Consider the following 22329-nt stretch of genomic DNA (forward strand, 5'->3'; position numbering starts at 1 on the left):
ATGGTGCAACCGGCAGCCGAACGCTCGGCGGAGGCGTCGGACAGCTCGAACGCCTGCTCGACGGTCAGACCTTCCAGACCTTCGATCTCGAGGATGCGGCCGGAGAAGATGTTCTTCTTGCCCTTCTTCTCGACGGTCAGCAGGCCAGCCTGGATCGCGTAGTAGGGGATGGCATGCACCAGGTCACGCAGGGTGATGCCCGGCTGCATCTGGCCCTTGAAGCGCACCAGCACGGATTCCGGCATGTCCAGCGGCATGACGCCGGTGGCGGCGGCGAAGGCCACCAGGCCGGAACCGGCCGGGAAGGAGATGCCGATCGGGAAGCGGGTGTGCGAGTCACCACCGGTACCGACGGTGTCCGGCAGCAGCATGCGGTTCAGCCAGCTGTGGATGATGCCGTCGCCCGGACGCAGGGACACGCCGCTGCGGTTCATGATGAAGTCCGGCAGGGTGTGGTGGGTGTTGACGTCGATCGGCTTCGGATAGGCGGCGGTGTGGCAGAAGGACTGCATCACCAGGTCGGCGGAGAAGCCCAGGCAAGCCAGGTCCTTCAGCTCGTCGCGGGTCATCGGGCCGGTGGTGTCCTGGGAGCCGACGGTGGTCATCTTCGGCTCGCAGTAGGTGCCCGGACGCACGCCCTGGCCTTCCGGCAGACCGCAGGCGCGGCCGACCATCTTCTGGGCGAGGGTGAAGCCCTTGCCGCTGTCGGCCGGAGCGACCGGCTTCTTGAACAGGGAGGACGGCGCCAGGCCCAGCTCGGCACGGGCCTTCTCGGTCAGGCCACGGCCGATGATCAGCGGGATGCGGCCGCCGGCGCGGACTTCGTCCAGCAGCACTTCGGTCTTCAGTTCGAAGGTGGTGATGACTTCTTCGGTGCCATGCTTGCAGACCTTGCCGGCGTACGGGTACACGTCGATGACGTCGCCCATGGCCAGGTTGGTGCAGTCGAATTCGATCGGCAGGGCGCCGGCGTCTTCCATGGTGTTGTAGAAGATCGGGGCGATCTTGGTGCCGAAGCAGAAGCCGCCGGCGCGCTTGTTCGGCACGTTCGGGATGTCGTCACCGAAGAACCACAGCACGGAGTTGGTGGCGGACTTGCGCGAGGAGCCGGTGCCGACCACGTCGCCGACGTAGGCGACCGGGAAGCCCTTGGCCTTCAGCTCTTCCATCTGCTTGATCGGGCCGACCGAGCCCGGAACGTCCGGGTTGATGCCGTCGCGGGCCATCTTCAGCATGGCCAGGGCGTGCAGCGGGATGTCGGGGCGCGACCAGGCGTCCGGAGCCGGGGACAGGTCGTCGGTGTTGGTTTCGCCGGTGACCTTGAAGACGGTCAGGGAGATCTTCTCGGCCAGCGCCGGGCGGCTGGTGAACCACTCGCCTTCGGCCCAGGAGGCCATCACGCCCTTGGCGGCTTCGTTGCCCTTCTTGGCGCGCTCGGCGACGTCGTGGAAGGCATCGAACATCAGCAGGGTGTGCTTGAGCTGTTCGGCGGCGGCGTTGGCCAGCTCGGCGTTGTCCAGCAGCTCGACCAGGGTGGCGATGTTGTAGCCGCCCTGCATGGTGCCCAGCAGCTCGACGGCGCGGGTCTTGGAGAGCAGCGGGGAGGTGGCTTCGCCCTTGGCCAGGGCGGTCAGGAAGCCGGCCTTGACGTAGGCGGCTTCGTCCACGCCAGCGGGAACGCGGTTGGTGATCAGGTCAACCAGGAATTCTTCTTCGCCAGCCGGCGGATTCTTCAGCAGCTCGACCAGAGCAGCGGTCTGCTCGGCGTTCAGCGGCTGGGGCACGACGCCCAGGGCGGCACGCTCTTCTACGTGTTTGCGGTAGGCTTCAAGCACAGTATTACCCTCATCAGTGGTCCCATGCGGGAGTCCGGGACTCTCGTCCAGAAGCTGTTTTCAAAGTTTTACGCCGGCGACTGTGACGAGGATGAGGTGGTGAACAACGATCTGTCGCGATGCTGTCCACCAACCGCTTCCAGCCGGGTTTACTGTGCTCGTGACGCTTTGAAAACAGCTTCCTGCGGACATTGGTGCCTGTAACAAGGCAGGCGGATTCTACTGGAAAGACCGCGATAAGTTAAGCAAGACTCCCGGTCGCTGGCGGATGACCCGGCTTAGACAAAGGGCTAACATGCCGCCCAGTTTCCCTCGCCAGTCCGCTTCCGCCATGTCCCAACAGCGCATCAAGACCCCCTGCGTCGGCCTCTGCTCCACGGTCTACGGCGACCTGGTGTGCCGCGGCTGCAAGCGTTTCCACCACGAGGTGGTGAACTGGAACCTGTACGGCGAGGAGGAGAAGCGCGCCGTGTGGCGGCGCCTGGAAGGCCTGCTGGTGCAGGTGGTGCAGGCCAAGCTCGAGGTGATCGATGCGGCCCTGCTGCGCCGCCAGCTGGAGCAGCGGCAGATCCGCTTCGTGGTCCAGCAGTCGCCCTACTGCTGGGCCTACCAGCTGATCGCCCGTGGCGCGCGGCAGATCCAGCAGATCGAGGCCTACGGCATCACGCTGCTGCCCGAGTTCCGCGGCAGCGGCCTGCCCGAGCTGCGCGATGCCATCGACCGCGAGTTCTTCCTGCTCTCCGAGGCCCACTACCAGCGCTACATCGCGCCGCGCTTCCTGGTCGACGGCGAGGATATCCGCGTCTGATCGCGCCAGCGTTGTAGGAGCGAATTCATTCGCGACAGGGTCGCAGATGAATCTGCTCCTACAGGGGGATCAGGGTTGTTCTTCGAGCAGCTTCTCCAGCTGGTCGCAGATGTCGTCCGGCTTGAGCACCAGCACGTCGCTTTCCAGCACGTCCAGCACCACCTCGGCGGTGTTGCCGATCAGCGCGCCGGACAGGCCGGTGCGCGCCACGGTGCCGAGCACGGTGACCACCGCGTCGAGCTGCAGGGCCAGCTGCGGGATCAGCAGGTCGGCCGGACCTTCGGCGATGTGCAGCTGGTGGTTGCTCAGGCCGTATTCGTCCTGGAAGCGCTGGCAGGCCTCGCGGTAGCGCGCGGCTATGGTCTCGCGCAGCTGGAAGGTCGGGTCGGCGGCGCTGAGCATCGGCGCCGGGTGGGCGCTGAGCACGTGCAGTTCGCCCCTGGCCAGGTGGGCGACCTCGTGGGCATGGCAGACGATGGCCGCGTGCAGGGTCTGGTGCTCGGGGTCGTCGTTGCCGACGTCCACCGCGGCCAGCACCTTGCCGCCGCCCCACGGGCGGTCGGTCTTGACCAGCAGCACCGGGCAGGGGCAGTAGCGCAGCAGCTTCCAGTCGTCCGGGGTGAGCAGGGCCTTCTTCAGCGGGTTGTCCGGGTAGTGCTGCTTGACCACCAGGCCGCAGCCTTCGGCCTGCTGGGCGGCGATGATGATCTCGTGGCTGGCGTCCTGCCATTCCTGGCGGGTGCTGACCTTGAAGCCTTCCGTCTCCAGCCCTTCGGTCAGCTCGCCGAGGAGCTCGCCGCGGTCGTGCTGGCCGTCGCAGACCAGCAGGTGCAGCTCGGAACCGGTGCAGCCGGCGATCAGCCGCGCGCGCTTGAGCGCGAGGCTTTCCTCCTGGTCGGGTTCCAGCACTACCAGGATGCTGCGGATGGCTTGCATGGTCGTCTCCCTCATTGGCTTCAAGTTCAACTCTAGACGCAGGCAGGAGGAATGCCGCTTGATGCACGTCAACCGCCGGGCATGCCGGTGGAGGGCGGGAGCCGTATAATGCGCGGCTTCCCAAGACTAGCCGGATTGCCATGTCCCTGCTCCCCGAGATCGAGAGCTTCCTGCTCTGCCCGACGCCCCAGGCCTGGATCGACCAGGCGCTGCAACATCCCGAGATCCTGCTGATCGACCACGCCAACTGCGAGAAGAAGGCGGCGAGCACGGCGCTGACCCTGCTGTATCGCTATGTGGAAAAGGAGGACCTGCAGTACAAGCTGTCGCGCCTGGCGCGCGAGGAACTGCGGCATTTCGAGCAGGTCGCCGCGCTGATGAAGAAGCGCGGCGTCGCCTACCGTCCGGTCAGCGCCTCGCAGTACGCCCAGCGGCTGCACGCGCACATCCGCAAGCAGGAGCCGGGCAAGCTGGTCGACACCCTGATCGTCGGCGCCTACATCGAGGCGCGCTCCTGCGAGCGCTTCTACCGGCTGGCGCCCTTCCTCGACGAGGAGCTGGGCAAGTTCTACGTCTCGCTGCTCAAGTCCGAGGCGCGCCACTACCAGGACTACCTGAACATGGCCCGCCAGTACGCCGGCGAGCCGATCGACGAGCGGGTGGCCTTCTTCGCCGAGATCGAGCGCCAGGCGATCCTCACCCCGGACGCCGAGTTCCGTTTCCACAGCGGCGCGGCGGCCTGAAACGAAGAGGGGGCATCGCTGCCCCCCTTTTCTCATTTCAGGTTATCGCCGCTATTCAGTTCAGTGGGCGGTGACGATCACGCCGGCCGGCCACTCATCCTCACCGGCGTTGCGCCGTTCGGCCCAGCTGCACAGCAGCTGCATGCCGAGGAAGCCGGCGGCGATGAGCAGCGGATAGGCCGCCATCAGCTCGAGCAGCGAGTACTTCCAGGCCAGCGGGCGGCCGATGCCGAGCATGGCGGCGTAGAACCAGGATACCGCCGAAACCGAGCCGGCCAGCAGCGCCAGGCTGCGCAGGCCGGGGGGCAGCTGCAGCAGCGAGCCGCTCTTCTGCAGGGCGGGCAGGACGGTGCCGTGCAGGATGAAGCCGTTGAGGGTCAGCAGGGTGACGATGGTCACCTTGGCCTGCAGCTTGGGATTGAGGAAGTACTCCATGCCCTTGCCGGCATAGTCGAGGCCGACGATGCCGATGCCGCTGACCCACAGCACGATCAGGGCGAGCGAGACACTCTTCTTCAGGTGTTCGAGATGCTGCGCCTGTTCGGGCTCGGCGGCGCCACCGCGCAGCAGGTTGCGGATCAGCGCCACGTCGCTGGTGAGGATCAGGCCGACCGCCACGCAGCAGGCGATCAGGTGGACGTAGACGATGCCCATGCGCGCGAGTTCGACGGCGGTTTCCTGTTGCAGGAATGCCTGGAGGAAGTTGCTCAGTTCCATGGTTGCCTCTCTGTTTCTTTTTTCGGTGCCGGCGGCACTTGCGATTGATTGGATGGAGGTCCTTGTTCCTGGTGTTGCAGCGGCAGGGCGCTCGCCGCAGGTTGCGGCTGCTGAAGTATCGCCTTGCCCAGTTGTGCTGACGGGGCGTCGTGTCCCGTCGGTGGGGCGGCTCCTCTTCGGGGAGATAGGGGAGCCATGGCGGCGGGCGCGAGTAGGGGCGCCATCACCGTGCTGTCTGTTGCGACAGTGAGGAGTGAGAGTGAATGGATCGTGAAATGGTTCGCAGTATTTCGTGAAATGGCGACGAATGGATGGGTCGATTCACTTGCGCAGTTTGTGAATTGATAGTAGGCGAGTTGTGTCTTGCGCGAAGCCGATGGCTCTGGAACGGCCTTCGACGGCGCTTCGCGAGCGCAACGCAGCCAGGGTGGCGCGTTGCCGGTCGCGAGCGGGCTCAGCCCAGCGGAAAGGGGGCCAGATGGTAGCCCTGGGCGTCCACTTCCAGCGCCCAGCCCTGGCGGTCCCAGTCGCCGAGGACGATGCGCTGGGCGTTGTGGCCGTCGACCAGCAGCCTGTGCACGGCGGGGCGGTGGGTATGGCCGTGGATCAGGGTGCGCACGCGGCGCTCGGCCATCACCTGCGGCACCACCTCGGGGGTGACGTCGATGATGTCGGCGGCCTTCTCGCGGGTGCGCATGCGGCTGGCGTCGCGCAGCTTGCGCGCCAGCTTGTGGCGGGTGGCCAGCGGCAGGTTGCGCAGCAGCCACAGCGAGAGCGGGTTGCGCAGGCGCTTGCGCAGGCGCTGGTAGCTCTCGTCGCGGGTGCACAGGCTGTCGCCGTGCAGCAGCAGCACCGGCTCGCCGTACAGTTCCACCACGCTGCCTTCCCTGAGCAGGGTGCAACCGGCCTCGCGGCAGAAGTGCCGGCCGATCAGGAAGTCGCGGTTGCCGTGCATCAGGTAGATGCGCGTGCCGGCGTCGCTCAGGCGGCGCAGGGCGCTGGCGATGGAGCGCTGGAAGTCGTCCATGCCGTCGTCGCCGACCCATACCTCGAAGAAGTCGCCGAGGATGTACAGCGCCTCGGCCTGGGCGGCGCGGGTGTCGAGGAAATGCAGAAACGCCCGGACGATGTCCGGGCGTTCCGCTTCGAGATGCAGGTCCGCGATGAACAGGACGCTCATCGAATCACTCGGCGACGACTTCGGCCTTCTCGATGATCACGTCGTCCACCGGCACGTCGCCGTGGCCCATGCGGTTACCGGTGGCCACGGCCTTGATCTTGTTGACCACGTCCATGCCTTCCACCACTTCGCCGAACACGGCGTAGCCCCAGCCTTGGGTGGTCGGTGCGGTATGGTCGAGGAAGCTGTTGTCGGAGACGTTGATGAAGAACTGCGCGCTGGCCGAGTGCGGGTCCATGGTGCGGGCCATGGCGATGGTGCCGACCTTGTTGGACAGGCCGTTGTTGGCCTCGTTCTTGATCGGCGCGCGGGTGCTCTTCTGCTTCATGCCCGGCTCGAAACCGCCGCCCTGGATCATGAAGTTGCCGATCACGCGGTGGAAGATGGTGCCGTCGTAGTGGCCGTCCTTCACGTACTGCTCGAAGTTGGCCGCGGTTTCCGGGGCCTTGTCGGCAAACAGCTTGAGGGTGATGACGCCGTGGTTGGTGTGCAGCTTGATCATGGGGGAATTCCGCTGAATGGGTGAGGGCATCCGGCACCTGCGGCGGCAGGTGGTCTGTCGGGTGCCTGACGGGTTCGCTATGATAAGCGCTTTGCATTGGCTGGCCTACCCTGGCCGGCACCGACATGTTCAAGGACACCATGAGCAAGCCCACCGTCGAAAAAGCCGCCAACTTCCTGCGCCCGATCGTCCAGGCCGACCTGGAAGCCGGCAAGCACGCCAAGATCATCACCCGCTTCCCGCCGGAGCCCAACGGCTACCTGCACATCGGCCACGCCAAGTCGATCTGCCTGAACTTCGGCCTGGCCGAGGAGTTCGGCGGCGAGTGCAACCTGCGCTTCGACGACACCAACCCGGCCAAGGAAGACCAGGAGTACATCGACGCCATCAAGGCCGACGTCGAGTGGCTGGGCTTCAAGTGGGCCGGCGAGGAGCGCTACGCCTCCAACTACTTCGACCAGCTGTACGCCTGGGCGGTGCACCTGATCGAGGCCGGCAAGGCCTACGTCTGCGACCTGTCGCCGGACGAGGCGCGCGCCTACCGCGGCAACCTGACCGAGCCGGGCAAGAACAGCCCGTTCCGCGAGCGCAGCGTCGAGGAGAACCTCGACCTGTTCGCGCGCATGAAGGCCGGCGAGTTCCCCGACGGCGCCCGTGCGCTGCGCGCCAAGATCGACATGGCCTCGCCGAACATGAACCTGCGCGACCCGATCCTCTACCGCATCCGCCACGCCCATCACCACCAGACCGGCGACAAGTGGTGCATCTACCCGAGCTACGACTTCACCCACGGCCAGTCGGACGCCCTGGAAGGCATCACCCACTCGATCTGCACTCTGGAGTTCGAGGATCACCGCCCGCTGTACGAGTGGTTCCTCGCCAACCTGCCGGTGCCGGCCCAGCCGCGCCAGTACGAGTTCGCCCGCCTCAACCTGAACTACACCATCACCAGCAAGCGCAAGCTCAAGCAACTGGTCGATGAGAATCACGTGACCGGCTGGGACGACCCGCGCATGTCGACCCTGTCCGGCTACCGTCGCCGCGGCTACACCCCGGCATCGATCCGCGCCTTCTGCGACATGATCGGCGTCAACCGCGCCGGCGGCCTGGTCGACATCGGCATGCTGGAATTCGCCATCCGCGAGGATCTCGACGCCAACGCCGCGCGCGCCATGTGCGTGCTCAAGCCGCTCAAGGTGGTGATCACCAACTATCCGGAAGGCCAGGTCGAGAACCTCGAGCTGCCGCGCCATCCCAAGCAGGACATGGGTGTGCGCGTGCTGCCGTTCTCCCGCGAGATCTACATCGACGCCAGCGACTTCGAGGAAGTCCCGCCAGCCGGCTACAAGCGCCTGATCCCCGGCGGCGAAGTGCGCCTGCGCGGCAGCTACGTGATCCGCGCCGACGAGGCGATCAAGGATGCCGAAGGCAATATCGTCGAGCTGCGCTGCTCCTTTGATTCGAACACCCTGGGCAAGAACCCGGAAGGCCGCAAGGTCAAGGGCGTGATCCACTGGGTGCCGGCCGCCGAGAGCGTCGAGTGCGAGGTGCGCCTGTACGACCGACTGTTCAAGGCCGCCAACCCGGAGAAGACCGACGAGGAGGGCGGCAGCTTCCTCGACAACATCAACCCGGAGTCGCTGGTGGTGCTCAAGGGCTGCCGCGCCGAGCCGTCGCTGGCCAATGCCGCGCCGGAAGAGCGCTTCCAGTTCGAGCGCGAAGGCTACTTCTGCGCCGACCTGAAGGACTCGAAGCCGGGCGCCCCGGTGTTCAACCGTACCGTCACCCTGCGCGACTCCTGGGGGCAGTGAATGACGCTTTCCATCTACAGCACCCTGTCCAAGAGCAAGGACGCGTTCAAGCCGCTGGAAGGCAACAAGGTGCGCATGTACGTGTGCGGCATGACCGTCTACGACTTCTGCCACATCGGCCACGCGCGAGTGATGGTGGCGTTCGACGTGGTCGCCCGCTGGCTGCGTCATCGCGGCTATGAGCTGACCTACGTGCGCAACATCACCGACATCGACGACAAGATCATCAAGCGCGCCAACGAGAACGGCGAATCGTTCCAGGACCTGGTCGCGCGGATGATCAAAGCGATGCACGAGGACGAGGCGCGCCTCAACGTGCTGCGTCCGGACATCGAGCCGCGCGCCACCGACCACATCGCCGGCATGCACGCGATGATCCAGACCCTGATCGACAAGGGCTTCGCCTACGCCCCGGGCAACGGCGACGTCTACTACCGGGTCGGCAAGTTCGAGGGCTACGGCAAGCTGTCGCGGCGCAAGATCGAGGACCTGAAGATCGGCGCGCGCATCGAGGTCGACGAGGCCAAGGAAGATCCGCTCGACTTCGTGCTGTGGAAGGGCGCCAAGCCGGGCGAGCCGAGCTGGGAATCGCCCTGGGGCGCCGGACGTCCGGGCTGGCACATCGAGTGCTCGGTGATGTCCACCTGCTGCCTGGGCGAGACCTTCGACATCCACGGCGGTGGCCCGGACCTGGTGTTCCCGCACCACGAGAACGAGATCGCGCAGAGCGAGGCGGCCACCGGCAAGCTGTACGCCAACGCCTGGATGCATGCCGGCGCGGTGCGCGTCGACGGCGAGAAGATGTCCAAGAGCCTCGGCAACTTCTTCACCATCCGCGAGGTGCTGGAGAAGTACCACCCCGAAGTGGTGCGCTACCTGCTGGTGTCCAGCCACTACCGCAGCCCGATCAACTACTCCGAGGACAGCCTGCGCGAGGCCAAGGGCGCGCTGGAGCGCTTCTACAACGGCCTCAAGGGTCTGCCCGAGGCGACGCCTGCCGGTGGCGAGGAGTTCGTCGAGCGCTTCGGCGCGGCGATGGACGACGACTTCAACTCGCCGGAAGCCTGCGCGGTGCTGTTCGAGATGATCCGCGAGGTCAACCGCCTGCGCGAGTCGGATCTTGCCGCCGCCGCCGCGCTGGCCGCGCGGCTCAAGGAGCTGGCCGGCGTGCTCGGCGTGCTGCAGCTCGACCCCGAGGCCTTCCTGCAGGCCGGTGCCGAGGGCAAGGTCGACGCCGCCGAGGTCGAGGCGCTGATCGCCGCGCGCCTGCAGGCACGCGCCGAGAAGAACTGGGCCGAGTCCGACCGCATCCGCGACCAGCTCACCGCCATGGGCGTGGTGCTGGAGGACGGCAAGGGCGGCACCACCTGGCGCCTGGCCGAGTAGGTCGATCCGCTGTACCGAAAGGGGCTGCCGCGAGGCAGCCCCTTTCGTTTGTGGCGCGCTATTTGTAGTGCGCTACTGCTGCTGCGCGGCCGCGCTGTTCTCCTCGTGGATCTGCAGCATCCGCTCCAGTTCGCTGCGGATCAGCGCGTCCTCGCAGCCGGGCAGGAACTCGCGCAGCTTGCGGATCACCCACTGCTGGCCCCGGTCGACGAAGGCCAGGCGCTCCTCCAGCGATTCGATGGCCATGGCCTTGTCGTAGAAGGCGCCGGTCTCGTGGTTGGGGGGGAGGCCCAGGTGCTTGAGGCAGGTCAGCAGGTGCTGGCAGCTCTCGCCCTCGCCCGCGAGGATCTGCTGCAGCAGTTCGCGCTGGTCGGGATCGGTGGCCTGGCGCAGGGTTTCGCCGGCCACCCTGGCGCCGGCGCGCTCGGCGCTGAGCAGGGTCTGCAGCAGCTCGGCCTGGCCGGCGGCAGTGTTGAGGTTGGCTGAGTCGGTCATGATCGGGCTCCCCGACGGTTGGTCCTGGCAATCCATGGTAGTCGGTTTGCCCTGCCGCGGGGGCGGGAGCCGGGCCGACCATGCCCGCTGGCGGAGCCGCATCTCGGGTCAGCGAATGGGGCGGCCCGCCTCAGCGCAGCCCCAGCCGCTTGGCCAGCCGGTGCAGGTTGGCGCGGTCCAGGCCCAGCTCGCGGGCGGCGGCGGCCCAGCTGTGGGCGTGGCGCTCCAGCGCGGCGGCGATCTGCTGGCGCTGGAACTGCTCGGTGGTCTCGCGCAGGTTGCCGCCAACCACTGCCGGTTCGGCCTCGGCAGCGGTGCTGGCCGGGCTGGCCGGTGTCGCGCCCGGCAGGCCGAGCAGCTCGGCGCCGATGCTGAGGATGCGCCGGCGCTCGCTGCGCTCGCCGGCGGCCATGGCCTTGAGCGCGGCGCGGCCGATCAGGTGCTCCAGCTCGCGCACGTTGCCCGGCCAGTCGTAGGCGAGCAGGGCGGCCTGCGCCTCGCCGGTCAGGCGCAGGCTGCGCAGGCCGAGGCGGGCGCGGTTCTCCTCGAGGAAGTAGCCGGCCAGCAGCAGCACGTCGCGGCCGCGCTCGCGCAGCGGCGGCACCGGCAGCGGGTAGACGCTCAGGCGGTGGTAGAGGTCGGCACGGAAGCGCCCTGCGCGCACCTCCTCGGCCAGGTCGCGGTTGGTGGCGGCGATCACCCGCACGTCGACGCGGTGCTCGCGGTCCGAGCCGACCCGCTGCAGCTGGCCGCTCTGCAGCACGCGCAGCAGCTTGGCCTGCACCGCCAGCGGCAGCTCGCCGACCTCGTCGAGGAACAGCGTGCCGCCGTCGGCCAGCTCGAACTTGCCGTGGCGCTCGCTGACCGCGCCGGAGAAGGCGCCGCGCACGTGGCCGAACAGCTCGCTCTCCACCAGGGTATCCGGCAGCGCGGCGCAGTTGAGGCTGATCAAGGGCTTGCGCGCCCGCGGTGAGGCGCCGTGGATGGCCTGGGCGACCAGCTCCTTGCCCACCCCGGTCTCGCCGCTGATCAGCACGCTCAGGTCGCTGCCGGCGACCAGGGCGATCTCCTCCAGCAGGCGCTGGTGCTCGCGGCTCTGGCCGATCAGCTCGCGGCGCGCCTGCTGGCCGGCGGCCTCGCGGTACACCTCGACCAGTTGCTCGTCGTGCTCGGCGCGGCGGGTCAGGGCGTCGATGCGCTCGGCGGCGCGCACGGTGGCGGCGGCCAGGCTGGCGAAGGCTTCCAGGTTGTCCAGGTCGATGTGCTCGAAGCGCGACGGGTCGAGGGCGTCGAGGGTCAGCAGCCCCCAGGGCTGCTCGTCGACGTACAGCGGACAGCCCAGGCAGTCGTGCACTTCCAGGTGGCCGGAAAGGCCCTCGACCAGGCCGTCGTAGGGGTCGGGCAGGGCGCAGTCGGCGGCGAAGCGGGTCAGCCCGCGATGGGCCAGCAGGCTCTCGAAGCGCGGATGCTCGCTGACCCGGAAGCGCCGGCCGAGGGTGTCGGCGCTCAGGCCGTCGACCGCCAGCGGCACCAGGGTGTCGCCGTCCAGGCGCAGCAGGGCGGCGGCATCGGCCGGCAGCAGGGCGCGCAGGGCGCCGAGCAGGCGGCGGTAGCGTTCCGCTTCCGGCAGGTCGCGGGACAGGTCGGCGACCAGCGGGATCAGGGCGTTGAGCAGCGGATGCGTTGTCATTTCGATAGCGTGTTGTCGGGTTGACAGCGTTCGGTTGTTGTCTAGATGACTCTCGATAATCTCAAGTCATTGATTTTATTGAATAAAAAATCTGGCACGGAAACTGATATGTCCATTGTGCTTGCGTGCAGGCGGCCTGTCGATGGCCGCCCATCTCACTTGGTCCCATTCAGGAGTTGTCCATGCTGTCTGCTCAACAAACCGCCATCATCAAGGCCACCGTCCCGCTGCTGGAAACCGGCGGCGAAACCCTGACCAAGCATTTCTACAAGATCATGCTCGGCGAGTACCCGCAGGTGAAGGTGCTGTTCAACCAGGCCCACCAGGCCAGCGGCGACCAGCCGCGCGCGCTGGCCAACAGCGTGCTGATGTACGCCCGCCACATCGACCGCCTGCAGGAGCTGGGCCCGCTGGTCGGCCAGATCGTGCACAAGCACGTGTCGCTGCAGATCCTGCCGGAACACTACCCGATCGTCGGCGCCTGCCTGCTGCGCGCCATCCGCGAAGTGCTCGGCGAGGAGATCGCCACCGACGAGGTGCTGGAAGCCTGGGGCGCCGCCTATGGCCAGCTGGCCGACATCCTGATCGGCGCCGAGGAAGCGGTGTACGCCGCCAACGAGGCCAAGGAAGGCGGCTGGCGTGGTTCGCGCCAGTTCCGCGTGGCGCGCAAGGAAGCCGAGAGCGAGGAGATCACCTCCTTCTACCTGCAGCCGGTGGACGGCGGCGCGGTGCCGGAATTCGTGCCGGGCCAGTACCTGGGCCTGCGCTTCGTCATCGACGGCGAGGAGATGCGCCGCAACTACTCGCTGTCCGCCGCGCCGAACGGCCGCGAGCTGCGCATCAGCGTCAAGCGCGAGGAGGGCGGCCGCATCTCCAACTACCTGCACGACGAGGTGCAGGTCGGCGCCGAGCTGGAAGTGTTCCCGCCGGCCGGCGACTTCGTCCTCGAGGACAGCGACAAGCCGCTGGCACTGATCACCGCCGGCGTCGGCATCACCCCGGCGGTGGCCATGCTCGAGCAGGCGCTGCAGACCGGCCGCGAGGTGCGCTTCATCCACTTCGCCCGTCACGGCGGCGTGCACGCCTTCCGCGAGTGGCTGGACGAGAAGAGCGCGCAGCACCCGCAGCTCAAGCGCTTCTACTGCTACAGCGAGCCGCGCGAGGGCGATCAGGCCGACGCCGAGGGCTTCAGCAGCGCTGCACTGCTGAACGACTGGCTGCCGGAGCAGCGCGACCTCGACGCCTACTTCCTCGGCCCGAAGCCGTTCATGGCCCAGGTGAAGCAGCAGCTCGCCGAGCTGGGCGTGCCGCAGGCGCAGTGCCGCTACGAGTTCTTCGGCCCGGCGGCGGCGCTGGAAGCTTGATCTAAGCTGCGGTGAGGCCCGGTGTAGGGTGGAGTGATCGTTCCCACGCTCCGGCGTGGGAACGCTGTGCAGGGACGCTCCGCGTCCCGCTACCGCCGTGGCAGGGCGCGGAGCGCCCGGAGTCCGGTGCCCACGCAGGAGCGTGGGCACCATCAGCAATACAGGAACACATCATGCAGTTGGTCGACCGCAAGGCCCTGTTGCAGATCGCGCCGTTGTGGCGCCTCGGTTTTCGTCCCTTCTTCCTCGCCGGCACGGCCTTCGCCGCGCTGGCCATTCCCCTCTGGCTCGGCGCGCTGGCCGGGCTCTGGCCTGCCTGGCAACCGGCCGGCGGCGCGCTCGGCTGGCACCGCCACGAGATGGTGTTCGGCTTCGGCGCGGCGATCATCGCCGGCTTCCTGCTCACCGCCGCGCAGAACTGGACCGGCCGCCCCGGCCTCTCCGGCCCGCCGCTGGCCGCGCTGGCCGCAGTGTGGCTGGCAGCGCGGCTGGCCTGGCTGCTGGGCGCGCCGCTGTGGCTGCTGATCCCGCTGGAAATCGCCTTCCTGCCCGCCGTTGCCGTGGTGCTCGGCCGCATGCTGTGGGCGGTGCGTCAGGTGCGCAACTACCCCATCGTCGGCGTCCTCACCCTGTTGACCCTGGCCGACCTGCTGGTGGTCGCCGGCCTCGCGCAGTCCAACGATGCCTGGCAGCGCCAGGGCGTGATCGCCGCGCTGTGGCTGGTGGCGGTGATGATGGGCCTGATCGGCGGACGGGTGATCCCGTTCTTCACTCAGCGCGGTCTTGGCCGCACGGCGCAGGTGCCGGCGCTGCCCTGGCTGGAATGGAGCGCCCAGGGCGGCCTGGTGCTGCTCGCCGTACTCACCGCCAGCGGCCTGGCCCTCGCGCCGCAGGCCTGGCAGGGCGCGCTGTTCGCCCTGGTGGCGCTGCTGCACGGCGTGCGTCTGGCACGCTGGCACGACACCGGCCTGTGGCGGGTGCCGCTGCTGTGGTCGCTGCACCTGGCCTATGCCTGGCTGGTGGTGGCGCTGGCCGGGCAGGCGCTGTGGCACTTCGGCCTGCTGGCCAGCGCCAGCCTGGCCCTGCACGCCCTCGGCGTCGGCGGCATGGGCGGGCTGATCCTCGCCATGGTTGCGCGGGTCAGCCTCGGCCATACCGGCCGGCCGCTGCAGGCACCAAAGGCGATGGCCTGCGCCTTCGCACTGGTCAACCTCGGTGCCGCGGCGCGGGTGCTGCTGCCGCCATTCTTCCCGCTCGGCGGCCTGCATCTGGCCGGCACGGCCTGGGTGGCGGCCTTCGCCCTGTTCGTCTGGCACTACGGGCCGATGCTGTGCCGGCCGCGGCTGGACGGGCAGCCGGGGTAGGGCGACGCAGGGTGGACGGCGGGGCAGCCTTGTCCACCAACATGCAGCGCTCCGGTGGACAAACGCTGCGCGTGTTGTCCACCCTACGGTCCTGTGTACCCGTTCTGGCGCTGCAGGCCCGCCTTGCCCTATGGTGTCCGCCCACTCATCAGGGAAGCGGACCCCGTGATCCAGCGCGTAGCACCGGTAGTCAAGGACAGCATCTCCATCCGTCTGGTCGAGGAGGCCCTGCGCGGTTTCGCCGAGCGCGGCGAGCCGGTCGACGAGCTGTTACGCGAGATCGGCCTGGAGCCGGCGCTGCTGGCCGACCCCAACGCGCGGGTCGAGGTGCGCGACTACAGCCGGCTGTGGCTGCATCTGGCGCGGCGCTATGACGACGAGTTCTTCGCCATGGACCCGCGGCGCATGCGCTGGGGCAGCTTCGCCTTCCTGTGCCGCACCTGCCGCAACCAGGCCACTCTGGAGGAGGCGCTGCACACCGCGCTGGACTTCTTCGCCCTGACCTTCGACAACTTCCGTCCGACGCTCGCCCGCAGCCAGAGCCTGGCCGAGGTGGTGCTGCACGAGCGCACGGGCGAGCCGCTGCGACCCTTCGCCTGCTTCACCTTCTGGCTGCTGCTGCACGGCCTGGCCTGCTGGCTGGTCGGCCGGCGCTTTCCGCTGCTGGCGGTGGAGCTGCGCGGCGCGGAGCCCGAGTACATCGGCGACTACCGGGTGATGTTCTCCGACAACCTGCGCTTCGCCCGCCCGTCGAACCGGATCATCTTCGCCGCCGAGGTGCTCGACCTGCCGGTGCGGCGCAGCGAGGCGGAGCTCAGCGAGTTCCTCGCCCGCGCGCCGTCGAACATCCTGGTCAAGTACCGCGACACCGGTAGCCTGGCCCATCGCATCAAGAGCCATCTGCGCAGCCTGCCGGGCGAACGCTGGCCGACCGGCGACGAGCTGGCCCAGGTGCTGTGCATGTCGCCCTCGACCCTGCGCCGGCGGCTGGCCGAGGTCGGCCAGTCCTACCAGGCGATCAAGGACGCCGTGCGCCAGGAGCGCGCCACCGCCTGGCTGGCCGATCCGCAGGTCAGCTTCGGCGCCATCGCCGAGCGCCTCGGCTTCGCCGACGTCAGCGCCTTCTACAAGGCCTTCCGCAAGTGGACCGGCACCAACCCCGGCCATTACCGCACCCTGATCCTCGCCCCCGGCATTGGCCAAAACGGTCACGCAGATTGACAGGAACGGCCATTGCCGGCCCGTGGCCCGCTGACCAATATGAAGCCATCACGCCTGTCGTGCTTCCGAACTAGAACAAGATAAGGAAACCGCCATGCCGCCCCGCTTCCCTGTCGTGCATCCCCCCGCGGGCTAGCCGCCCGACACCTTCCCGCCAATCCCGATCAAGTGGTTGCGCCGCCCGTGCGCCGGCCTCCGGCTGCCCGCGCGTCGCCAGAACAAGAGAGACAACTCATGCGCATCCCCAACAAGGTATTCCTGGTCACCGGCGCCGCCTCCGGGCTCGGCGCGGCCACCGCCAGCGCGCTGGTCGAGGCCGGCGCCAGGGTGCTGCTGGTCGACGTCGCCGTCGCTGTCGAGGCGCGTGCCGCCGAGCTGGGCGCCAATGCCCGCGGCGTGGTCGCCGACATCACCGACGAGGCCGCCGCCCGCAATGCCGTGGCCGCCGCCCGCGAGACCTTCGGCGCGCTGCACGGCCTGGTCAACTGCGCCGGCGTGGTCGGCGGCGAGAAGGTGCTCGGCCGCAACGGCCCGCACGCGCTGGAGAGCTTCAGCCGCATCGTCACCATCAACCTGATCGGCACCTTCAACATGCTGCGCCTGGCCGCCGAGGTCATGGCCGAGGGGACTCCGGACGAGGGCGGCGAGCGTGGGGTGATCGTCAATACCGCCTCCATCGCCGCCTTCGACGGGCAGATCGGCCAGGCCGCCTACGCCGCCTCCAAGGGCGGGGTGGCCGCCCTGACCCTGCCGGTAGCGCGCGAGCTGGCGCGCCATGGCATCCGGGTGATGACCATCGCTCCCGGCATCTTCGAGACGCCGATGATGGCCGGCATGAGCGACGAGGTGCGCGCCTCGCTGGCCGCGGGCGTGCCGTTCCCGCCGCGCCTCGGCAGGCCCGAGGAGTACGCCGCGCTGGTCCGCCACATCGTCGAGAACAGCATGCTCAACGGCGAGGTGATCCGCCTCGACGGCGCCCTGCGCATGGCCGCCAAGTGACAGGAGAACACCCCATGAACCACGAAGATCCGATCGTCATCGTCGCCAGCGCCCGTACTCCCATGGGCGGCTTCCAGGGCGACTTCAGGAACGTGACCGCCCCCGAGCTGGGCGCCGCCGCGATCCGCGCCGCGGTCGAGCGCAGCGGCCTGCCGCCTGAGGCGGTGCAGGAAGTGCTGATGGGCTGCGTGCTGCCCGCCGGTATCGGCCAGGCCCCGGCGCGCCAGGCGGCGCTGGGCGCCGGTCTGTCCCGCTCTACCGTATGCACCACCTTGAACAAGATGTGCGGCTCGGGCATGCAGACGGTGATCCTCGCCCACGACCTGCTGCGCGCCGGCAGCGCCGATGTGGTGGTCGCCGGCGGCATGGAAAGCATGTCCAACGCGCCCTACCTGCTGGACAAGGCACGCGCCGGCTACCGCATGGGCCACGGCAAGGTGCTCGACCACATGTTCCTCGACGGCCTGGAGGACGCCTACGACAAGGGCCGCCTGATGGGCACCTTCGCCGAGGACTGCGCCCAGGCGCACGGTTTCAGCCGCGAGGAGCAGGACGCCTATGCGCTGGCCTCGCTGCAGCGCGCCCGCGACGCCATGGCCGACGGCTACTTCGCCGGGGAAATCGTGCCGCTGACGGTCACCCAGGGCCGCGAGCAGCGCCTGGTCGCGCAGGACGAACAGCCGCCCAAGGCCAGTCCGGAGAAGATCCCGACTCTGCGCCCGGCGTTCCGCGACGGCGGCACGGTGACCGCGGCCAACTCCAGCTCGATCTCCGACGGCGCCGCCGCGCTGGTGCTGATGCGCCGCTCCGAAGCCGAGCGTCGCGGCCTGCGTCCGCTGGCGGCGATCCGCGGCCATGCCGCCTTCGCCGATGCACCCAACCTGTTCCCCACCGCGCCCATCGGCGCGATCCGCAACCTGATGCAGCGCACCGGCTGGAGCCTCGATCAGGTCGACCTGTTCGAGATCAACGAGGCCTTCGCGGTGGTCACCATGGTCGCCATGCGCGAGCTGGGCCTCGATCACGCCAGGGTCAACGTGCACGGCGGCGCCTGCGCCCTCGGCCACCCGATCGGCGCCTCCGGCGCGCGCATCCTGGTCACCCTGCTGGCGGCACTGCGCAGCCACGGCCTGCGCCGTGGCGTGGCGGCCATCTGCATCGGCGGCGGCGAGGCCACGGCGATGGCCGTCGAGCTGCTGGACTGAATACAAGGAGAGTCCGATGAACTACGAAACCCTGCTGGTGGAGATCCGCGAGCGCGTCGCGCTGATCACCCTCAACCGTCCCCAGGCGCTGAATGCGCTCAACTCCCAGCTGGTCGGCGAGCTCAACCAGGCTCTCGACCGCCTGGAGGCCGACCCGCAGATCGGCTGCATCGTCCTCACCGGCTCGGCCAAGGCCTTCGCCGCCGGCGCGGACATCAAGGAACTGGCGGACATGACCTATCCGCAGATCTACCACGACGACCACTTCGCTCAAGCCGACCGCATCGCCGCGCGGCGCAAGCCGGTCATCGCCGCGGTGTCCGGCTACGCGCTGGGCGGCGGCTGCGAGCTGGCGCTGATGTGCGACTTCATCTACGCCGCCGACAGCGCCCGCTTCGGCCTGCCGGAGATCACCCTCGGCGTGCTGCCGGGGATCGGCGGCACCCAGCGCCTGACCCGCGCCATCGGCCGCGCCAAGGCCATGGAAATGTGCCTGACCGGGCGCATGATGGGCGCCGCCGAGGCGGAAAGCGCCGGGCTGGTGGCGCGGGTGTTCCCGGCCGACAGCCTGCTGGAGAAGACCCTCGAGGCGGCCCACGCCATCGCCGGCAAGTCGCTGACCGCGGCGATGCTGATCAAGGAGTGCATCAACCGAGTCGACGAGACCAGCCTCAGCGAGGGCGTGCGCTTCGAGCGGCGGGTGTTCCACTCGGTGTTCGCCACCGCCGACCAGAAGGAAGGCATGGCGGCCTTCGTCGACAAGCGCGCGCCGAACTTCACCCATCGCTGAGCTGTGCCTGCGTCATGCGGCCAGGGAACCGGCCGCCGATATCCGTTGAAAACAACAACAAGAAAGTAGAGGAAATCGCAATGCTCGAAGGTCTGATGCAGAAGGCGCCGCTGCTGATCAGCGGCATCCTCACCCATGCCGCCAGCGCCCATGGCGACACCGAGATCGTCTCGCGGCTGGTCGACGAGCCGCTGTGGCGCTACGACTACCGCGGCCTGGCGCAGCGCGCCGGACAGGCAGCTTCGCTGCTGCAGCGCCTGGGAATACGCGCCGGCGACCGGGTGTCCTCGCTGGCCTGGAACACCCATCGCCACTACGAACTGTTCTTCGCCGTGCCGGGCATCGGCGCGGTGCTGCACACCGCCAACCCGCGGCTGTCCGACGAGCAGATCGCCTTCACCCTCAACCACGCCGAAAGCAGCGTGCTGCTGTTCGACCGCAGCTTCGCGCCGCTGGTCGCCCGCCTGCGCCCGCAGCTGCCGCACATCCGCCACTTCATCGTGCTGTCGGATCGCGACTGCTTCGATGCCGGGGAAGGTGCGGTGCCCTGCTATGAAGCGCTGATCGCCGGTGAGCGCCCCATTGACTGGCCGAGCTTCGACGAGAACGCCGGCGCGGTGCTCTGCTACACCTCGGGCACCACCGGCGATCCCAAGGGCGTGCTGTACAGCCACCGCTCGGTGGTGCTGCACGCGCTGGCCGCCGGGCTCAGCGGCGCCTTCGGCCTGTCGGCCTTCGACTGCGTGATGCCGTGCTCGTCGCTGTACCACGGCACCGCCTGGGGCCTGCCGTTCGCCGCGGCGATCAACGGCTGCAAGTTCGTGCTGCCCTGCGACAGGATGGACGGCCGCAGCCTGCAGGAACTGATCAGGAACGAGGGGGTGACCTTCTCCGGCGGCGTGCCGACCATCTGGACCATGTACCTCGACCACCTGGAGCGCAGCGGCGAGGACGCCGGCACGCTCGAGCGCCTGGTGATCGGCGGCTCGGCGGTGCCGCGGGCGATGGCCGAGAAGTTCCAGGGCAAGTACGGGGTGACCATCCGCCAGCTGTGGGGGATGACCGAGACCAGCCCGCTCGGGGTGATCTCGACGCCGACGCCGAAGCTGACCGCGCGCGGCCAGGCGGCCACCGACGAGGTGATCTGGACCCGACAGGGCCGCCTGCAGTTCGGCATCGAGCTGAAGATCGTCGACGAGGAGGGCAGCGAGCTGCCGCGCGACGGCGTGACCCCGGGCAAGCTCTTGGTGCGCGGGCCGTGGACGGTCGAGCGCTACTTCCGCAGCGAGAAGAGCGCGCTGGACGCCGACGGCTGGTTCGACACCGGCGACATCGCCACCCTCGACGGCGACGGCTTCATGCGCATCACCGACCGCAGCAAGGACGTGATCAAGTCCGGCGGCGAGTGGGTCAGCTCGATCGACATCGAGAACGTCGCGGTGGCCTGCCCGGGGGTGAAGATCGCCGCGGTGGTCGGCGTGTTCCACCCGAAATGGGAGGAGCGCCCGCTGCTGGTGATCGAGCCGCACGAGGATGCCGAGGTGTGCGTCAAGCGCGTGCTGGCCCACCTGGAGCCGCACATCGTCCGTTGGTGGATGCCCGATGCGGTGGTCATCGACCGCGTGCCGCTGACCGCCACCGGCAAGATCGACAAGAAGGTGCTGCGCGAGCGCTACCGCGACCATCTGCTCGATGCCCTGCGCCTGGAGTCCCGGGGATGACCACGGACAATCGACCCCGGCAGGGACCGCTGGCCGGCCTGCGCGTGCTGGAGTTCGCCGGCATCGGCCCCGGCCCGCACTGCGCCATGCTGCTCGCCGACATGGGCGCCGACGTGGTGCGCATCGAGCGCGCCGGCGGCAACGGCTGGCCCAACCCGGTGGCCGACCGCGGCCGCCAGGTGCTGGAGCTGGACATCCGCAGCGCGGCCGGGCGGGCGCGCTGCCTGGAGCTGGCCGAGCGCGCCGACGTGCTGATCGAGGGCTTCCGCCCCGGGGTGATGGAACGCCTCGGCCTCGGTCCGGAGGAGCTGCGCGAGCTCAATCCGCGGCTGGTCTACGGGCGGATGACCGGCTGGGGCCAGGATGGACCGCTGGCCCGCGCCGCCGGCCACGACATCAACTACATCGCCCTGACCGGCGCGCTGGCCGCCATCGGCGGGCGTTCGGGCGGGGCGATCCCGCCGCTCAACCTGGTCGGCGACTTCGGCGGCGGCTCGCTGTTCCTCGCCTTCGGAATCATGACGGCGCTGTGGGAGCGCGAGCGCTCCGAGCAGGGCCAGGTGGTCGACGCCGCCATCGTCGACGGGGTGTCCTCGCTGATGAGCTTCTTCGCCGGCGGCAGCCTGTCGATGCAGCGCGAACGCAACCTGCTCGGCGGCGCCGCGCCGCACTACCGCTGCTACCGCTGCGCCGACGGCGGCGAGATCGCCGTCGGCCCGCTGGAGCCGCAGTTCCTGCGCGAGCTGCTGGAGCGCATCGAGGCGCCCGAGCAGCTCTACGCCGGCTGCGACGATCCGGCTGAATGGGCGGCGCAGGGCGAGTGCCTGGCCGCGCTGTTCGCCCGCCGCACGCGGGACGAGTGGTGCGCGCTGCTGGAGGGCACCGACGCCTGCTTCGCGCCGGTGCTCACGCTCGACGAGGCGCCGCAGCACCCGCACCTGCAGGCGCGCGGGGTGTACCGCGAGGTCGACGGGCAGCTGCAGGTGGCGCCGGCGCCACGGCTGTCGCGCACGCCGGGGGAGGCGCGCGCCTCGGTGCGGCTGGCGGCGGATGCGCCGCTGTGGGGGGAAGCGCGCGCGGCGGTAACCTGAGAGGAGGGGGCGGTTACCGGTCATACCCTCAGGTGTTACCGGGTCTTTCCGGCGTAACGGGCGCTGGGCAGTCCGGTAACGGGAACGGCCCCTTCGGGGGCTATGTGCGGTGCTTCAGAATTCTCAAGTTGTTGATTTATAAGGGTTTTCTAAAGTTGGCACGCCATCTGCTTTATTCTTGGCACAACAAAAACAAGAACGCATCACAACAGAACAAAAACAACACGTAACGACTCCATAACAACAAGAACAATCGGATGGAGGCGCAGCAAACAGATTCTTTTGGAGAGGAGTTGCCCGACAGGGTTCTCCCCCGACCGGACCGAGAACGATAAAACTGCCCCGAGGCAGCGGCCAGCACCGGTAGGACCCGCTAGGGTTGTGGCGACATCAGCGTCCAAAGGAATACGTTTGTTCTTGAGTCCCTGCTTGGGACCTTAACCGGACCATGGAGTCCGGGCGGGCAACCAA

At 68.5% G+C, this 22329-nt stretch carries 19 protein-coding genes; 12 read left to right on the forward strand and 7 right to left on the reverse strand.

Features of this window, described 5'->3' with window-relative positions; translation table 11 throughout:
- On the reverse strand, positions 1-1835 hold a 1835-nt coding region (locus E5198_RS11635), incomplete at its 3' end, for a bifunctional aconitate hydratase 2/2-methylisocitrate dehydratase (RefSeq protein WP_136490160.1).
- Between the two features lie 331 nt (positions 1836-2166).
- On the opposite strand from E5198_RS11635, the gene E5198_RS11640 reads away from it, so the two are divergent.
- Complete coding sequence (locus tag E5198_RS11640; protein ID WP_136490161.1) at positions 2167-2643, forward strand: DUF1289 domain-containing protein; 477 nt, start codon at positions 2167-2169, stop codon at positions 2641-2643.
- Positions 2644-2712: 69 nt separating this feature from the next.
- Here E5198_RS11640 and E5198_RS11645 read toward each other — a convergent pair whose 3' ends face one another.
- Positions 2713-3579, reverse strand: a complete 867-nt coding sequence (locus E5198_RS11645; protein WP_136490162.1) for a universal stress protein — start codon at positions 3577-3579, stop codon at positions 2713-2715.
- Between the two features lie 140 nt (positions 3580-3719).
- Here E5198_RS11645 and E5198_RS11650 point away from each other — a divergent pair, with 140 nt between their 5' ends.
- Positions 3720-4322 (forward strand): tRNA-(ms[2]io[6]A)-hydroxylase, encoded by a 603-nt coding sequence (locus E5198_RS11650; RefSeq protein ID WP_136490163.1) that lies wholly within the window; start codon positions 3720-3722, stop codon positions 4320-4322.
- A 60-nt stretch (positions 4323-4382) separates the two neighbouring features.
- Here the strand turns inward: E5198_RS11650 and E5198_RS11655 are convergent, their stop codons facing one another.
- The 3 genes from E5198_RS11655 to E5198_RS11665 form a co-directional block, all read right to left on the reverse strand.
- On the reverse strand, positions 4383-5039 hold the full coding sequence (locus E5198_RS11655; RefSeq protein ID WP_136490164.1) for a hypothetical protein: 657 nt from the start codon (positions 5037-5039) through the stop codon (positions 4383-4385).
- A gap of 454 nt (positions 5040-5493) precedes the next feature.
- Positions 5494-6219: a UDP-2,3-diacylglucosamine diphosphatase gene (gene lpxH, locus E5198_RS11660; protein WP_136490165.1), complete on the reverse strand. Its 726-nt coding sequence runs from the start codon at positions 6217-6219 to the stop codon at positions 5494-5496.
- A 4-nt stretch (positions 6220-6223) separates the two neighbouring features.
- Entirely contained in the window at positions 6224-6721 is a 498-nt protein-coding gene (locus E5198_RS11665; protein WP_136490166.1) for a peptidylprolyl isomerase, read from the reverse strand.
- 140 nt (positions 6722-6861) lie between these two features.
- On the opposite strand from E5198_RS11665, the gene E5198_RS11670 reads away from it, so the two are divergent.
- Both E5198_RS11670 and cysS read left to right on the forward strand, forming a co-directional pair.
- Positions 6862-8532: a glutamine--tRNA ligase/YqeY domain fusion protein gene (locus E5198_RS11670; protein ID WP_136490167.1), complete on the forward strand. Its 1671-nt coding sequence runs from the start codon at positions 6862-6864 to the stop codon at positions 8530-8532.
- Complete coding sequence (cysS, locus tag E5198_RS11675; protein WP_136490168.1) at positions 8533-9918, forward strand: cysteine--tRNA ligase; 1386 nt, start codon at positions 8533-8535, stop codon at positions 9916-9918. It begins immediately after the preceding gene.
- Positions 9919-9990: 72 nt separating this feature from the next.
- Here cysS and E5198_RS11680 read toward each other — a convergent pair whose 3' ends face one another.
- A complete protein-coding gene (locus tag E5198_RS11680; protein WP_136490169.1) occupies positions 9991-10413 on the reverse strand; it encodes a DUF6306 domain-containing protein in 423 nt (140 codons plus the stop codon).
- 130 nt (positions 10414-10543) lie between these two features.
- Positions 10544-12103, reverse strand: coding sequence for a nitric oxide reductase transcriptional regulator NorR (gene norR, locus E5198_RS11685; protein WP_136490170.1), 1560 nt, complete (start codon positions 12101-12103; stop codon positions 10544-10546).
- A gap of 182 nt (positions 12104-12285) precedes the next feature.
- On the opposite strand from norR, the gene hmpA reads away from it, so the two are divergent.
- The 8 genes from hmpA to E5198_RS11725 all read left to right on the forward strand — a co-directional run bounded on the left by hmpA (position 12286) and on the right by E5198_RS11725 (position 21858).
- Positions 12286-13467 (forward strand): NO-inducible flavohemoprotein, encoded by a 1182-nt coding sequence (gene hmpA, locus E5198_RS11690; protein ID WP_136490171.1) that lies wholly within the window; start codon positions 12286-12288, stop codon positions 13465-13467.
- 173 nt (positions 13468-13640) lie between these two features.
- Complete coding sequence (locus E5198_RS11695) at positions 13641-14831, forward strand: NnrS family protein (RefSeq protein ID WP_136490172.1); 1191 nt, start codon at positions 13641-13643, stop codon at positions 14829-14831.
- 165 nt (positions 14832-14996) lie between these two features.
- Positions 14997-16052, forward strand: coding sequence for an AraC family transcriptional regulator (locus E5198_RS11700; RefSeq protein WP_256659066.1), 1056 nt, complete (start codon positions 14997-14999; stop codon positions 16050-16052).
- 234 nt (positions 16053-16286) lie between these two features.
- Complete coding sequence (locus E5198_RS11705; protein ID WP_136490173.1) at positions 16287-17051, forward strand: SDR family NAD(P)-dependent oxidoreductase; 765 nt, start codon at positions 16287-16289, stop codon at positions 17049-17051.
- Positions 17052-17065: 14 nt separating this feature from the next.
- The gene (locus E5198_RS11710) at positions 17066-18256 is read left to right on the forward strand and encodes an acetyl-CoA C-acyltransferase (RefSeq protein ID WP_136490174.1); all 1191 of its coding nucleotides are present in this window, start codon (positions 17066-17068) and stop codon (positions 18254-18256) included.
- 16 nt (positions 18257-18272) lie between these two features.
- Complete coding sequence (locus E5198_RS11715) at positions 18273-19046, forward strand: enoyl-CoA hydratase (RefSeq protein ID WP_136490175.1); 774 nt, start codon at positions 18273-18275, stop codon at positions 19044-19046.
- A 95-nt stretch (positions 19047-19141) separates the two neighbouring features.
- Positions 19142-20767 carry a long-chain fatty acid--CoA ligase gene (locus tag E5198_RS11720; protein WP_136490189.1) on the forward strand — a complete coding sequence of 542 codons (1626 nt, stop codon included), beginning with the start codon at positions 19142-19144 and terminating at the stop codon, positions 20765-20767.
- Positions 20764-21858: a CaiB/BaiF CoA-transferase family protein gene (locus tag E5198_RS11725; protein ID WP_136490176.1), complete on the forward strand. Its 1095-nt coding sequence runs from the start codon at positions 20764-20766 to the stop codon at positions 21856-21858. Before E5198_RS11720 ends, E5198_RS11725 begins: the two co-directional genes overlap by 4 nt.
- The last annotated feature ends 471 nt before the right edge of the window (positions 21859-22329 follow it).

The sequence above is a fragment of the Pseudomonas sp. A-1 genome, from assembly GCF_004801855.1.
Taxonomy (GTDB): domain Bacteria; phylum Pseudomonadota; class Gammaproteobacteria; order Pseudomonadales; family Pseudomonadaceae; genus Geopseudomonas.